Raw genomic sequence first — 14103 nt, forward strand, 5'->3', positions numbered from 1 at the left:
GGAAGCTCGATATGTTCAGGCTCGAACGCGCCCAGGCCGGCGGCCGGATCGGCGCCTTGTCGCTGATCGGTCTCGTGCTGATCCCGCTGCTGGTGGCCGGTGGCTTCCTCTGGGCGACCTGGAACTCCAGCGACCGGCTCGACCGGGTGCAGGCCGCCATCGTCAACAACGACGAGGGGGTGACGCTGAACAAGCAGTTCGTGCCGCTGGGTCGCCAGCTGGCCGGCGGTCTGGTCAAGGGCGAAGAAGGGGTGGAGAACTTCGACTGGATCCTGACCGACGACGCCGACGCCAAGGCCGGGATGGAGTCGGGGGAGTACGCGGCCGTCGTCACGATTCCGAAGGACTTCTCCAAGCAGGCCACCTCGTTCTCCAAGGACGAGACGAGCCAGATCGAGCCCGCTACGATCGACGTCCAGGTCTCCCAGATTCGTGGCATCGCCGACGGCGTGGTGGCCCAGTTCATCACCGCCGCCGCGACGAGCGCGCTGAACACCGAGCTGACCAAGCAGTACTTGGACAACGTCTACATCGGGTTCAACGACACCGGGAAGCAGTTCACCACTGTCGCCGACGCCGCCGGCAAGCTCGCGGACGGGGCGACCAAGCTGAGCGACGGGCTCGAACAGACCTCCGACGGCACCGGCAAGCTCGCCGACGGTCTGGGCCAGCTGTCCACCGGGGCGTCACAGCTCTCGTCCGGAGTCGGTCAGTACACCGGCGGGGTGTCCCAGCTCTCCACCGGGCTTGGCAAGCTCGCCGACGGCACCAAGGACCTGCCGTCGCAGGTCCGCCAGCTGGCGAACGGTGCCCAGCAGGCGGCCGACGGCGCCGGCAAGCTGGGCGCGGGCGGCCGGCAGCTCGATGCGGGCGCCGACAAGCTGGTCAGCGGCGCTCACGGGGTGGTGTCCGCGGTGACGCTGATCCGCGACGGCGGCAAGGCCGGTCCGGTCGACGTGGCCGGCACGAAGCAGGTTGCGGCTCACTCGGTCGACGTCGCCAAGGGCGTGGGTACTGTCGCAGGCACGATGGGTGCCGTGGCGGCCGGCCAGTTGCCGCCGGCGCAGGTGGGCCTCGACTGCCCGCAGGACTACTCGGCCGACCAGTGCGTGGCCTGGACCGCGGCGGTCCGGGCGACGGCCGGCTCGGCGGCCCAGCAGTTGGCCGGCCCGGCCCAGCAGGCCGGCGAGCTGGCGGTGGCGGCCGGTACCACCAACGGCGTGCTGGACGCGGCGATCGAGGGCACCGAGGACCAGGCTGGTCTGGAAGACTTCCCAGCTGGTGTGCAGAAGTTCGCCGACGGCCTTGACACGTACACCGACGGCGTCGGCTCGTTGGCGACCGGGCTCGGCAAGCTGGCCGACGGGACGGACAAGCTCGCCGACGGGATGAAGCCGCTCGCCGACGGCATCGCCTCGGCCGCAAGCGGCGCCGCGAAGCTCGCGGCCGGCGGCCCCCAGCTCGCGTCCGGCACCAGCCAGCTGGCGAGCGGCGCGGCCCAGTCCGCCGACGGCGCGCAGCAACTCGCCGACGGCGTGGTGAAGCTGTCCGACGGCGGCAGCCAGCTGGCCGACGGATCCACCAAGCTGGCCGACGGCCTGGCCAAGGGCGCGAAGCAGATCCCGACGTACGACCAGGCGAAGCGGACCGCACTGTCGACCACGGTCGCGACCCCGGTCGACCAGGAACGCCCCTCCGCCCTGTTCGCCGACATCGCCAACACGACCTTCCTGTCGGTGCTCGCCCTCTGGTTGGGCGGACTCGCCAGCTTCCTGATCTTGCGGGCGGTGCCGTCCCGGGTGCTGACCTCGTCCAAGCCGTCCTGGCGGCTGGCCGCGGACGCGGTGCTGCCCGCCGCCGGCATCGGCGTCGTCCAGGCGGTGGCGCTGACCGTCTCGCTGCAGATCCTGCTGGACCTCACCGTGCGGCAGACGCTGGAGATGCTGCCGCTGCTGGTGCTCGCGTCGCTCGCGTTCGTGGTGATCAACCATGCGCTGGTGGCCTGGCTCGGCGGCGTTGGCCGGTTCGTCTCGGTGGCGCTCGGCGTGCTGTTCGCCGCCGCCGCGATCACCGACGCGGTGCCGGCCGCGCTGTCGGCGCTGGTCCCGTTCCTGCCGCCGACCCCGGCGCTGGAGGGTGCGCGCGCGATCGCCAGCGGCGGCACCGGCGCGTTGGGCGCGGGCGGGCTGTTGTTCATCTGGCTGGTGGCAGGCGCGTCGGCCGGCGTGCTGGCCGTCTCGCGGCGCCGGCTCGCGCCGGCACCGGCCCCGGCGTGGGCCGGCGGCCACTGACCCGCGGCCGCCCGGCTTCGCCGTTCCGCCGGCCGGTCCCGTCGGGCATGATGTGCCGATGACCAAGGCCGGCGGTGGTCGTCATCCCAGCGAGCAGCACGGCGTCGTGTTCCCGCGGGGCAGTGACGGGCGGCGCAGCACGACGGCGGTCGGCCGAGCCGTGGTCGCCGACGCCCTGCGCGCCGTCGACCCGACCGGATCACGGGCGGCGGAGCAGGAGACCAACTGGCGCAGTGGCTACCTGGTCCACTTCCGCAGACTGGTCGAGTCGGGACTGCACCGCGGCGACGACGCGGTCGCGATCGCCCGGGCCGGCGCCGACGCGCTGCTGAGCCGGATGGTGGTACGGGCGGCGGGCGAGGACGTGGCGCTGTCGCGGTGGTCCGGCGGCCCGCTGCCGGGCACGGCCGAGCTAGGTGGCTCGGCGGAGCCGGAGACCGAGCTCGCGTTGCCCTATCGCGGCAAGCGGCTCCGCGGCGACGATCTGCGACGCCAGCTGGACACCTGGGTCCAGGCCGGTGTTGTCGAGCCGACGGTTCCCGACGCGGTCGGCCGGGTGCTGGATCATCCCGAGTGGCTCCGGCTGGACGGCCGGGTCGTCGCGGTGCTGGGTGCCGCCGCCGAGATGGGTCCGCTGGGCCCGTTGCTCGCCTGGGGAGCCCGGGTGGCAGCCGTGGATCTGCCCCGGCACGCCATCTGGAGCCGGGTGCTGGACACAGCCCGGGGCGCCGCTGGCCGGGTGCTCGTGCCGGGACTCGCAACGACACCGGATCCGGCGACGTCGGGCGTCGATCTGCTGTCCGACGCTCCACGGATCGCGGCGTGGCTGGCCGACGTGGCCGGCGACGACCAGATCGTGATCGGTGACTACGTCTATGCCGACGGCGCCACCAACGTACGGGTGTCTGTAGCGGTCGACGTGCTCACCAGCCGCCTGATCGCGGACCGGCCCGACACCGCCCTCGCCTTCCTGGCCACCCCGACCGACGTGTTCGCAGTGCCGGCGGAGACCGTCCGTGCGTCGGTTGAGGCGTACGAGGCGAGGCCGCGATCGGCGAAGCTCCTCGGCCGGCCGTTGCGCACGCTGAGTGGCGGACGTCTGTTGCGCCGGGCGTACGTCCCCGGTTCAGACCCGGGCATCAACGACAGCCTGGTGCCGCAGCAGGGTCCGAACTACGCCCTGGCCAAGCGGCTCCAGCGCTGGCGTGCGACCGCGGCCCGACGCGACGGGCGGCTGGTGTCGATGAACGTCGCCCCACCCACCCGGACCCGCTCGGTCGTGAAGAACCGGGCGCTGGCCGCGGCCTACGCCGGTGCGCACCGGTTCGGGGTGGAGGTGTTCGAGCCGGCGACGTCGAACGTGTTGATGGCGGCGCTGCTGGTGCACGACCTGAACACCGGCGGGGGTCCGGCCCATCCGCAACCGTGGCAGGACGAGGCCTATGCCGCCGTGCACGGCGGCCTGTGGCGGACCGCGTACGCGCCTCGGAGCCTGCTCGGACTGGCCGCTCTGCTCGGCGCGCCGGCCGCCCGGCGCTGACGAGGTGTCCGGTGCCGGCGAGGTGTCCGGCGCGGCGGGCGGTCAGCCGCGGGCGTAGGTCAGCGAGTCGTGCCGATCGGCGTCGGTCAGCACCAGTGTGCTTCCGTTGATCCGGTAGCCGCGGGCCGCGCCGAGCCGGTCGATGAAGATCGACTCCGCCTTCATGTCCGCCTCCGGCCCGGCCATCAGGGTCATCGGTCCGAGCCTGATGGTCAGGCTGCCGTCGACCTCGCTGACGAAGGTTCCGGCGTACGTGTTGATCCCGGCCGATCCGTTCAGCTCGCCGGCCTCGAACCGGGTGGTCATGGTCAGGTTCGCCGGCGGCGGTGTGGACTCGGCCCAGCCGGTCAGTTTCCAGGAGGTGTTGGCCAACGCCGGCTGCTCTCCGGTCGTACAGCCCGCGGTCAGCACCAGCAGGACGCTCGCCAGCGCGAGGCCGAGACGCCGGATCATGCCTCGGCCCGCTGCGGTGCCGGCTCGGCGATCGCGTCCAGCAGGCCCGGCATGGCGGCCTCGATCGAGGCGAGGGTCCGCTCGAAGCCGGCGCTCGGGCCGTACCACGGGTCGTCGATCCCGCTCCCCGGTTCGGCGCCCGGATCGTAGTCGGTCAGCAACGCGATGTTGTCGGCGCCGGGATCGATGCTCAGCATCCGCCGGACGTGGATGTCCTCCATCGCCAGCACCAGGTCGGCCCGCTCGATCTCGTCGCGGGTGATCTGGTGCGCCCGGTGCCTACCGACCCGATAGCCGTGCGAACGCAGCACGGCCTCGGCCCGCGAGTCCATCGGCTGCCCGAGCTCCTCCGTGCTGGTCGCCGCGCTGCTGAACTCGACCTCGGTCAGTCCTCGGTCGGCGGCCAGTTTCTCGGCCACCCGCTCGGCCATCGGGGAGCGGCAGATGTTGCCCCAGCAGACGAATACGACCCGCAGCGGGTCCGATCCAGCCATGCCCGCAAACCTATCGGGGCGGTGTCGGCGTCCCGGGCCCGGTCAGCGGCGCTCGTCCTTGTCCGGCAGGAATGCGTTGAGGATGAAGCTGACGATGGAGATCACGATCGATCCCCATAGTGCCGTCCAGAACCCGTCCACGTGCCAGCCCAGCCCGAACACACCGGCCAACCACGAGGTGAACATCAGCAGCAGGGCGTTGATGATCAGCAGGAAGATGCCGAGAGTGAGCAGGATGATCGGGATGGTGACGATCCGGAACAGCGGCTTGACGATGGCGTTGACGATGCCGAAGATCAGTGCCACCAGGAGAACTGTGATCACCTTCTCCTGATCGCTGCCCCCGGTGAGCGAGATGCCGCTGAAGAGCCAGGTGGCGATGCCGAGGGCCGCGGCGTTGACGAGCACGCGAAGCAGAAAGCGCATGGGTCGATGCTTCCACGGTGACCACGGCGACCCCATGAGGCGCTCCCCTGGCTCGACCCTGAGTCCGGATCAGGCGATGCGGCCGCGCTCCGCTCCGATGGTGGTGTCCTCGCCGTGCCCCGTCTTGACCACCGTGTCGTCCGGCAGCACGAGCAGCCGCTCGGTGATGCTCGCCACGATCAGGTCGTGATCGCTGAAGCTGCGACCGGTCGCGCCGGGTCCGCCGTTGAACAAGGTGTCGCCGGTGAAGACGACGCCGAAGTCGGGGGAATAGAGGCAGACCGCTCCGGGGGAGTGGCCCGGGGTGTGGATCACCTCCCACGCGACGTCGCCGACGACGATCCGCTGGCCGTCGGTGAGCGGGCCGTCGGGCGCGACGTCGTGGGTCAGGTCCCAGACCGGCCGGTCGTCGGGGTGCAGCAAGATCGGGGCCTCGACGGCCTCGGCCAACGCGGGCGCTACGCGGACGTGATCGTCGTGGGCGTGCGTACAGACCACCGCCAGCACCCGGCGATCGCCGACCACCTCGAGGATCGCCGCCACGTCGTGCGGCGCATCCATCACGATGCACTCGGCGTCGTCGCCGACCACCCAGACGTTGTTGTCCACCTCGAAGGTCTCGCCGTCGAGGGAGAACGTGCCGGAGGTGACCGCGTGGTCGATCCGAGTCCTCCGCTCCGGCTGGGAGCTCACAGCACCACCACGGAGCGCAGGACCTCGCCCCGGTGCATCTTCTCGAAGGCCGCCTCGATGTCGCCGATGCCGATGGTCTCGGAGACGAACGCGTCCAGCGGCAGCCGGCCCTGCAGGAACAGGTCGATCAGCATCGGGAAGTCGCGGCTGGGCAGGCAGTCGCCGTACCAGCTGGACTTGAGCCGGCCGCCGCGGCCGAACACATCCAGCAGCGGCAGCTCGAGCGTCATCTCCGGCGTCGGTACGCCGACCAGGACGACGGTGCCGGCCAGGTCCCGCGCGTAGAACGCCTGCTCGTACGTCTCCGGCCGGCCGACGGCGTCGATCACCACGTCCGCGCCGTTGCCGTCGGTCAGCTCGCGGATCCGCTCGACCGGGTCGACCTGCTTGGAGTTGATCGTGTGGGTCGCGCCGAGAGACGTGGCGGTGGCGAGCTTGCGCTCGTCGACGTCGACCGCGATGATCTTCGCCGCACCGGCCAGGAAGGACGCGGTGACCGCCGCCGTACCGACTCCGCCGCAGCCGATCACGGCGACACTGTCGCCGCGGCCCACCTCGCCGGTGTTGATCGCCGCGCCGATGCCGGCCATCACGCCGCAGCCGAGCAGGCCGGCGACCTCCGGCGGCGCCGCCGGATCGACCTTGGTGCACTGGCCGGCGGCGACGAGGGTCTTCTCGATGAAGGCACCGATGCCCAGCGCCGGGGAGAGCTCGGTGCCGTCCTCGAGGGTCATCTTCTGCGTCGCGTTGAAGGTGGCGAAGCAGTACCAGGGGCGGCCGCGCTTGCACGCGCGGCAGGTGCCGCAGACGGCGCGCCAGTTCAAGATCACATAATCGCCCGGCTCGAGGTCGCGGACGCCCTCGCCGACGGACTCGACGATGCCGGCGGCCTCGTGACCGAGCAGGTAGGGGTAGTCATCGCCGATCCCGCCCTGCTTGTAGTGCAGATCGGTGTGGCACACGCCGCAGGCCTGGATCGTGACCACCGCCTCGCCGGGACCCGGATCGGGTACGGTCACCGTGACCAGCTCGACGGGGGCGTCCTTGCTCCGCGAGATGACTCCCTGCACCTGCTGTGGCATCCGTACTCCCTGCTCCGATGGTGGGAATCGCATCGTAACCAGCGGGGTGGGAGCTCGCGGGCGCGAGCGGAGCAGAGTGGGCGGCGCGGGATCAGGCCGCCACCAGGTCCAGGCGGGTGCCGACGGTGTTCGGCACGAACGCCGAGGGCAACCGGTTGGCCAGCTGGTGCATCGCGCCCCAACCGGTGCAATGGGCGGGTACGACCAGGTCGGGTGCGAGCGCGCCGAGCGCCTCGACGGTGGGCGCGATCACCGGCTCGAACAGGGCGCCGGTGAGGTGGAAGCCGCCGACCACGGCGTGGACGTGCTCGACGCCGGTCAGCGCGCGGGCGTAGCGCACGATGTTCACCACCCCGGCGTGCCCGCAGCCGGTGAGCACGAGCAGCCCGCGGCCCTCGACGTGCACGATCAGCGCCTGCTCGTCGAGGATCCACGGATCCGGCTCCCAGACTCCGTTGCGCAGGGCCTGATGGATCGCGAAGCCGCGCTCGAAGTCGGTCGTCCGTGGCACCTCGCCGGTGATCAGCACGCTGCCGTCGAACAGGAACGACGGTTCCGGCCGTTCGATGATCTCGAAGCCGAGCCCCTCCAGACCGGCGCGGCTGGTCGAGGGTAGCTCCCACGGATCGCGACCGGGCAGCATCAGCCGCCGCCGCGACCAGAACTCCGGGTGGAGCACCACCGGCAGCTTCGCCGGCCCGCCGAGCGCTCGGGCGAGCCCGTCCAGGCCGGTGGTGTGGTCGAAGTGGCCGTGAGAGCACACCACCGCCGCCACCGAGTCCGGCGCCAGACCGAGCCGGCGCATGTTGCTCACCATCCCGTCCGGGCTGACGCCGGTGTCGAACAGGAGGCGGTGCACCCGGCCCTCGCCGGTCTGCACCTCGACCAGAGCGGAGAAGCCGTGCTCGGCGACCGGGCCGTCGAAGACCGCGTCGTCCTGATGCGCCGCGGCCGGGAGACGCGGCCAGCGGTCGACCGGGTGTCGGCCGGCGGGTCCGGCATCCGCGGCGAAGACGTCCAGCGAGTTGTCGACCAGCGTGGTGATCTGCACCCGGCGTACCGGTCGCAGCGGCACCTGCTCGCCGAGGAATGCTTCCGGGTCGACCGGAACGACCGCTACAGCCGACGGAATGTGACCGTCATCACACACAGCACCACGGTACGCCCGCGGACGGGATCCCGCTTCCCGGTCGCTGGCGTCGCCGATCGACCGCGCCCGGTCGAAACGGGCGCGGGATAACGCTTCCCCGCCAGGGCGGGGTCGATCCGCGACATCGCCGGCATGCTTTCGATGACCCCGGGTCCCGCCAAGCCACCCTTCCCGCCCGCCGGTCCCGCCCTGGCGTGTCCGACCCGGCCCCCGCGCGTCCGTCCCGCCTCGCGCGCCCGCCCCGGCGCGCCGGTCCCGCCCCAACTTCGCGCGCCTTCCACCCAGTTCGCGCGTGAAGCTAGACGCGCGAACAAGGTCGAACACGCGCGAAGACGCGGCCGCACGGTCCGCGGCGTCGCGGTACGCGTGGCTGCGTCGGCTGGTGGGGGCGGCGGGTCGCGGAGCCGAGCGGGCCGAGCGCGACGGAACTGTCGGTGCCCGCTTCTAAAGTCATTTGACCTGAACCGCACGTGAAGTTGCATAGTGAGGTTGATGCGTTTCACTGCTTAGCCCGTCAATGCGACCTCATCGACCAGAGGATCTATCTGCATGTCCGCCGACGTGTCGGCCCGCCCGCGCACGCTGCCCGGGGAGCCCGCCCCGCTCAGCGCGCTCGATCGCCCTGCCGCGATCGCGCCGCCGCCCAGGGTGCGCTACGACCGCGCCGGAAACCCGCGCAAGCCGCGGCACAGCGCGTCGATGTGGCGACTGCGGACGTACATGCGGCCCTATCTCGGCCGGTTCGTGCTGATGGTGTTCTTCGCCTTCCTCGGGGTCGGCGCGACGGTCGTCATCCCGCTGGTGACCCGGGCGGTGATCGACGGCCCGGTTGCCCAGTCCGACCAGGTCGGGCTCTGGGCGCTGGGCCTACTTGCCGCTGGGCTCGGCGTGTTGGAGGCCCTGCTCACGTTCCTGCGCCGGTGGATCGTGGCGGTGGGCACGGTCGGCACGGAGACCGGCATCCGGCTGGACATGTATGCCAAGCTCCAGCGGTTGCCGATGGCCTTCCATGCCCGCTGGCAGTCCGGTCAGCTGCTGTCGCGGATGATGAGCGACCTGTCGACGACGCGCCGGTTTCTCGGCTTCGGGCTGCTGTTCATCGTGATGAACGTCGTCCAGATCGGGCTGGTCACCGCGCTGCTGCTGCACATGTACTGGCCGCTGGGCCTGGTGGTGGTCGCCTCGATCGTGCCGATCACCTGGTCCTGCCTGCGCAACGAGAAGGAGTACACCCGGCTTTCCCGGCAGATCCAGGACCAGACCGGCGACGTCGCCTCGGCCGTCGAGGAGGGCGCCCACGGCCTCCGGGTGATCAAGGCGTTCGGCCGGGCCCGCTGGATCTTCGACAAGTTCGACGCGCGCAGCCTCCGGCTGTACGAGACGTCGATGGCGCGGGTCCGGCTGAGCGCCCGGTTCTGGACGTTCCTGGAGATCATCCCCAGCGTCACCCTGATCATCGTGCTCGGCTTCGGCGCGGTCGCCGCCGGTCAGGGAAGGGTCACTCTCGGCACGCTGGTCGCGTTCATCACGCTGATGCTGTCGCTGGTCTGGCCGGTCGCCGCGCTCGGATTCCTGCTGGCGATGGCCCAGGAGGCGATGACCGCCGCGGACCGGATCGCGGAGATCTTCGACGCGGAGAACGTGATCACCGACGGTGACGCCGAGCTGGCCGAGGTATCCGGGCGGCTGCGGTTCAGTCGCGTCGGCTTCCGCTTCCCCGACGGCGATACCGACGTGCTGCACGACATCGATCTGGAGCTCGCCCCGGGCGAGACGGTGGCGCTGGTCGGCGCGACGGGTGCCGGCAAGAGTGTGTTCACCGCGCTGGTGCCGCGGCTCTACGACGTGACGGCCGGATCGATCAGCATCGACGGGGTCGACGTGCGCGATCTGCGGCTGTCTCGGCTGCGGACGATCGTCGCGGCCGCGTTCGAGGACCCGACCCTGTTCTCGATGTCGGCCCGGGAGAACATCACCCTCGGCCGGCCCGGAGCGAGCGACGAGGAGATCGCCGAGGCGATCGAGGTGGCCCAGGCGCAGTTCGTGTACGACCTGCCGTGGGGGCTGGCGACCCGGATCGGTGAGCAGGGGATGAGCCTGTCCGGCGGTCAGCGGCAGCGGCTCGCGCTGGCCCGGGCGGTGCTGGCGCGGCCGGCCATCCTGGTGCTGGACGACACTCTCTCGGCGTTGGACATCCATACCGAGGCGCTGGTGGAGGACGCGCTGCGGCGGGTGCTGGTCGGGGTGACCGGAATCGTGGTGGCCCACCGGGCGTCGACGGTGTTGCTCGCGGACCGGGTCGCGGTGCTGGTCGCCGGCACCATCGCCCACGTCGGCACCCACGCCGAACTGCTGGCCACCGTCCCGGAATACCGCGACCTGCTCTCGGCCGACATCGAGGAGGTGGCTCGGTGAGCGAGCGTCGGGTAGGCGCGCCGCTCTTCCGAGGTCGCCGAAGTCGCCTCGACGCAACACGGCGTTTGCACCGATTCGCGAGGGGAGCGGGTCGTGGCTGAGGTGGCGTCGGACGAGCGGCTTCCAAGCGCCGGGCGCGAGCGAACGGCAGAGCGCGACGCGATCGAGGAGTGGCGGGGGGTCGCCGCCGAGCACAACACCGACCTGTCGGAGCGGGCCAACGTCCTGCTCCGCAAGCGGAGCCGGGCGCTGCTCGCCGACCTGCTCCGGCCGTACCTGCGGACGGTCTGGCTGCTCGGCGTGATCATCGTGCTCGGCAGCGCGGCTCGGCTGAGCGTGCCGTATCTGGTCAAGCAGGGCATCGACCTGGGTATCCCACCGCTGGTGGACTCCGGCAGCGCGCGGGTGCTGTACGAGATCGTCGGTCTGATGATCGCCGCCATCTGCATCCAGGCGGTCTGCCGGCGGGCGTTCCTGCGTACGTCCGGCAAGGTCGGCCAGGACGTGTTGCTGGAGCTGCGGCGGCGGGTGTTCACCCACTTCCAGAAGCTGGACGTGGCGTTCCACGACCGCTACACCTCCGGCCGGGTGGTGTCCCGGCTGACCAGCGACATCGACGCGATCGCCGAGCTGCTGGTCGGAGGCTTCGACGGCCTTGTCACCGCGGTCTTGACCATGGTCGGCGTCGGCATCCTGCTGCTCACGCTGGACCTGAAGCTGGGTGCGGTCTGCCTGATCTGCTTCCCGGTGGTGATGGCGCTGGTGCGCTGGTTCTCGCGGAACTCGGCGCGGACGTACTGGCGGGTGCGGGAGGCGTCGGCCCTGGTGATCGTCCATTTCGTGGAGACCATGACCGGGATCAAGGCCGTCCAGGCCTATCGCCGCGAGCCCCGCAATCAGGAGATCTTCACCTCGCTGTCGGAGCGCTACCAAGACGCCAACGTGGACTCGTTCCGGCTGGTGGCGATCTTCATGCCGGGGGTGCGGTTGATCGGGAACCTGACGATCGGCGTCGTCTTGCTGTACGGCGGGTTCCGCGCCATCCAGGGCGGTATGACCGTCGGCGCGCTGGCGGCCTTCCTGCTCTATCTGCGGATGTTCTTCGAGCCGATGCAGGAGATCAGCCAGTTCTACAACACGTTCCAGTCGGCGTCGGCGGCGCTGGAGAAGCTGTCGGGGGTGCTGGAGGAGGAGCCGGACGTCCGTCCGTCGCCCGAGCCGGCGACGATCCCAGCGGTTCGCGGGGGACTGGTGCTCGACCACGTCGACTTCTCCTACGTGGCCGAGCGGGTGGTGATCGACGATCTCGATCTGACGATCCCCCGCGGTCAGACGGTCGCCCTGGTGGGAACCACCGGCGCCGGCAAGACGACCATCGCGAAGCTGCTGTCGCGCTTCTACGACCCGACGTCCGGGGCGGTGCGGATCGACGGGGTCGATCTGCGTGAGCTGAGCGACGCCGACCTGCGCCGGTCGGTGGTGATGGTGACCCAGGAGAACTTCATGTTCGACGGCACCGTCGCGGAGAACATCGCCTTCGGCCGGCCGGACGCGGGACGAACCGAGATCGAGTCGGCAGCTGCCGCCGTCGGGGCCGACACGTTCATCCGCGCGCTCCCGCTCGGGTTCGACACCGACGTCGGCAAGCGTGGGTCCCGGCTCTCCGCCGGCCAGCGCCAGCTGGTGGCGTTCGCCCGCGCGTTCCTGGCCGACCCGGCGGTGCTGATCCTGGACGAGGCGACCTCCAGCCTCGACATCCCGAGCGAGCGGCTGGTCCAGCGAGCCCTGCAGACCATCCTCGCCGAGCGGACGGCGGTGATCATCGCGCACCGGCTGAGCACCGTCGAGATCGCCGACCGGGTGCTCGTGCTGGAGCACGGCCGGGTGATCGAGGACGGCTCGCCCGGCGAGCTGACGGACGCCGACGGTGGTCACTACGCCGCACTACACCGTGCCTGGATCGACTCCCTGGCCTGACCTCCCCGGGCATCCGCCTAACTCGCCTCGGCGCCGAACTCGCCTCGCGCCGAACTCGCCTCGTACCGGACTCGCCCCGGCGCCGGACTCGCCCCGGCGCCGATCCTCGGATCCCCTGTAACGCCCCGGATCCCGTGCAGGGGATCCGAATCGACCGGAGGGATCCGAAGTCTAGGAACCGGCGCTCTCGGATCTCCTGGTGCTCCTCGGATCCCCTGGAGCTCCTCGGATCCTCTGCTGCTCCTCGGATCCTCTGTTGCTCCTCGGATCCCGTGCACGGGATCCGAGCCGGCAGAAGGGATCCGAAGATGTCTCGGAGGCTCTGTCCACAGGGGTCGGATGGGCCCTGGAAAAAGTTGTCCACAGATCTTCCTGACGATCGCCACCTCGCCGGCGGCGCGACACAGAGTGTCGGCATGTATGAGATCCGCTTGCATCATGAGCTCGCCGCGCAGGGCTTCGCCCCCTCCGAGCTCGCCCGTTTGGTCCGCTCCGGAGAGCTGACCCGGCCGCGCCGCGGCGCGTACGCACTGTCGCCGCCGGGCGCCGACGACGGCGCTGCACACCGCCGACTGGTGGCGGCGACGATGCGTCAGCTCTGCGATGAAGCGGTCGCGAGTCACGTGTCTGCCGCGGTGCTGCACGGACTGCCGACCTGGACCGACCAGCTGGACCGCGCGCACGTCACTAGGGATCGGTCCGGTGGCGGCAAGCACTTGCACAACCTCCAGGTGCATGGCGTGCCGCTCGCCGAGTCCGAGGTCACGACCCTAGACGGCATCCGGGTGACGAACCTCGCGCGGACCGTACTCGACCTGGCCTGTGCGTGGTCCCTGGAGCGATCCGTCGCTGCCGCCGATGCCGCGCTGCGGGCCGGGCTGCCTGCTGGGGAGTTGCTGAACACGATCGAGGCTGCCGTTGGCCGCCGCGGTGTCGTCCGGGCGCGATGCGTGGGCGAGATCGCGGATCGCCGCAGCGAGAGTCCGGGCGAGTCGTTCAGCCGCGTTCGGTTCTGGAGGTGGGGACTGCCGACGCCGACGCCGCAATACGTCGTGGTCGACGCGGCCGGCCGCTTCGTGGCGCGCGGTGACTTCGGCTGGCCCGAACTCGGAACGATCGGCGAGTTCGACGGCGACTCCAAGTACGGCGTACTGCTCAAGCCCGGACAAACGGTTCAGATGGCGGTGCTGGAGGAGAAGCGGCGCGAGGAACGGATGCGCGAGCTCGGCTGGCAGGTGGTCCGCTGGACCTGGTCGGATCTCGCACATGGCACCGAACTCGTCGACCGGTTGGAGGCGGCCTTCCGTCGTGGCCGCACCGCTGCCCCGCATCTTCGGATCCGGTAGACCTGTTCGGATCCGTTGTACGGGATCCGGCGGGTGCTAGGGGATCCGAGTTGCCACAGGGGGTCCGGCGGGTCAGGCGCGGTCCGGCGGATTTCGGATCCCTTAGAGCCGTTCGGATCCGTAGTACGGGATCCGGCGCGTTCCAGGGGATCCGAGATGCCACAGGGGATCCGGCGGGTTCCAGGGGATCCGATTTGCCACAGGGGATCCGGCGGGTTCCAGGGGATCGGAGTTGC

At 70.8% G+C, this 14103-nt stretch carries 11 protein-coding genes; 5 read left to right on the forward strand and 6 right to left on the reverse strand.

The genetic code is table 11. From position 1 onward, the window contains the following. Window positions 1–11 precede the first annotated feature (11 nt). Both ABD747_RS13455 and ABD747_RS13460 read left to right on the forward strand, forming a co-directional pair. Window positions 12–2291 carry a YhgE/Pip domain-containing protein gene (locus ABD747_RS13455; protein WP_344805292.1) on the forward strand — a complete coding sequence of 760 codons (2280 nt, stop codon included), beginning with the start codon at window positions 12–14 and terminating at the stop codon, window positions 2289–2291. Window positions 2292–2349: 58 nt separating this feature from the next. Continuing rightward, a complete protein-coding gene (locus ABD747_RS13460) occupies window positions 2350–3831 on the forward strand; it encodes a hypothetical protein (RefSeq protein WP_344805294.1) in 1482 nt (493 codons plus the stop codon). 42 nt (window positions 3832–3873) lie between these two features. Here the strand turns inward: ABD747_RS13460 and ABD747_RS13465 are convergent, their stop codons facing one another. The 6 genes from ABD747_RS13465 to ABD747_RS13490 all read right to left on the reverse strand — a co-directional run bounded on the left by ABD747_RS13465 (window position 3874) and on the right by ABD747_RS13490 (window position 8129). Continuing rightward, window positions 3874–4284 (reverse strand): META domain-containing protein, encoded by a 411-nt coding sequence (locus ABD747_RS13465; RefSeq protein WP_344805296.1) that lies wholly within the window; start codon window positions 4282–4284, stop codon window positions 3874–3876. Continuing rightward, window positions 4281–4778 (reverse strand): low molecular weight protein-tyrosine-phosphatase, encoded by a 498-nt coding sequence (locus ABD747_RS13470; RefSeq protein ID WP_344805298.1) that lies wholly within the window; start codon window positions 4776–4778, stop codon window positions 4281–4283. The genes ABD747_RS13465 and ABD747_RS13470 overlap by 4 nt, the downstream gene beginning before the upstream one ends. Before the next feature lie 42 nt (window positions 4779–4820). Continuing rightward, window positions 4821–5204, reverse strand: coding sequence for a phage holin family protein (locus ABD747_RS13475; RefSeq protein WP_344805300.1), 384 nt, complete (start codon window positions 5202–5204; stop codon window positions 4821–4823). Window positions 5205–5273: 69 nt separating this feature from the next. Further along, window positions 5274–5897 (reverse strand): MBL fold metallo-hydrolase, encoded by a 624-nt coding sequence (locus tag ABD747_RS13480; RefSeq protein WP_344805302.1) that lies wholly within the window; start codon window positions 5895–5897, stop codon window positions 5274–5276. Beyond that, on the reverse strand, window positions 5894–6979 hold the full coding sequence (locus ABD747_RS13485) for an S-(hydroxymethyl)mycothiol dehydrogenase (RefSeq protein ID WP_344805304.1): 1086 nt from the start codon (window positions 6977–6979) through the stop codon (window positions 5894–5896). Before ABD747_RS13485 ends, ABD747_RS13480 begins: the two co-directional genes overlap by 4 nt. Window positions 6980–7070: 91 nt before the next feature. Further along, entirely contained in the window at window positions 7071–8129 is a 1059-nt protein-coding gene (locus ABD747_RS13490; RefSeq protein WP_344805306.1) for an MBL fold metallo-hydrolase, read from the reverse strand. Window positions 8130–8678: 549 nt separating this feature from the next. Here ABD747_RS13490 and ABD747_RS13495 point away from each other — a divergent pair. The 3 genes from ABD747_RS13495 to ABD747_RS13505 all read left to right on the forward strand — a co-directional run bounded on the left by ABD747_RS13495 (window position 8679) and on the right by ABD747_RS13505 (window position 13867). Next, window positions 8679–10544, forward strand: a complete 1866-nt coding sequence (locus ABD747_RS13495; protein ID WP_344805308.1) for an ABC transporter ATP-binding protein — start codon at window positions 8679–8681, stop codon at window positions 10542–10544. Window positions 10545–10637: 93 nt separating this feature from the next. After that, window positions 10638–12521 carry an ABC transporter ATP-binding protein gene (locus ABD747_RS13500; RefSeq protein ID WP_344805311.1) on the forward strand — a complete coding sequence of 628 codons (1884 nt, stop codon included), beginning with the start codon at window positions 10638–10640 and terminating at the stop codon, window positions 12519–12521. A 416-nt stretch (window positions 12522–12937) separates the two neighbouring features. Next, the gene (locus ABD747_RS13505; protein ID WP_344805313.1) at window positions 12938–13867 is read left to right on the forward strand and encodes a type IV toxin-antitoxin system AbiEi family antitoxin domain-containing protein; all 930 of its coding nucleotides are present in this window, start codon (window positions 12938–12940) and stop codon (window positions 13865–13867) included. Window positions 13868–14103 lie beyond the last annotated feature (236 nt).

It is taken from the genome of Microlunatus ginsengisoli (assembly GCF_039537205.1).
GTDB classification, from domain to species: domain Bacteria; phylum Actinomycetota; class Actinomycetes; order Propionibacteriales; family Propionibacteriaceae; genus Microlunatus; species Microlunatus ginsengisoli.

Coding starts and splice junctions, on each gene's coding strand:
- ABD747_RS13475 (WP_344805300.1), bottom strand. CDS start 5,204: ATGCGCTTTCTGCTTCGCGTGCTCGTCAACGCCGCGGCCCTCGGCATC.
- ABD747_RS13495 (WP_344805308.1), top strand. CDS start 8,679: ATGTCCGCCGACGTGTCGGCCCGCCCGCGCACGCTGCCCGGGGAGCCC.
- ABD747_RS13485 (WP_344805304.1), bottom strand. CDS start 6,979: ATGCCACAGCAGGTGCAGGGAGTCATCTCGCGGAGCAAGGACGCCCCC.
- ABD747_RS13455 (WP_344805292.1), top strand. CDS start 12: ATGTTCAGGCTCGAACGCGCCCAGGCCGGCGGCCGGATCGGCGCCTTG.
- ABD747_RS13465 (WP_344805296.1), bottom strand. CDS start 4,284: ATGATCCGGCGTCTCGGCCTCGCGCTGGCGAGCGTCCTGCTGGTGCTG.
- ABD747_RS13505 (WP_344805313.1), top strand. CDS start 12,938: ATGTATGAGATCCGCTTGCATCATGAGCTCGCCGCGCAGGGCTTCGCC.
- ABD747_RS13470 (WP_344805298.1), bottom strand. CDS start 4,778: ATGGCTGGATCGGACCCGCTGCGGGTCGTATTCGTCTGCTGGGGCAAC.
- ABD747_RS13460 (WP_344805294.1), top strand. CDS start 2,350: ATGACCAAGGCCGGCGGTGGTCGTCATCCCAGCGAGCAGCACGGCGTC.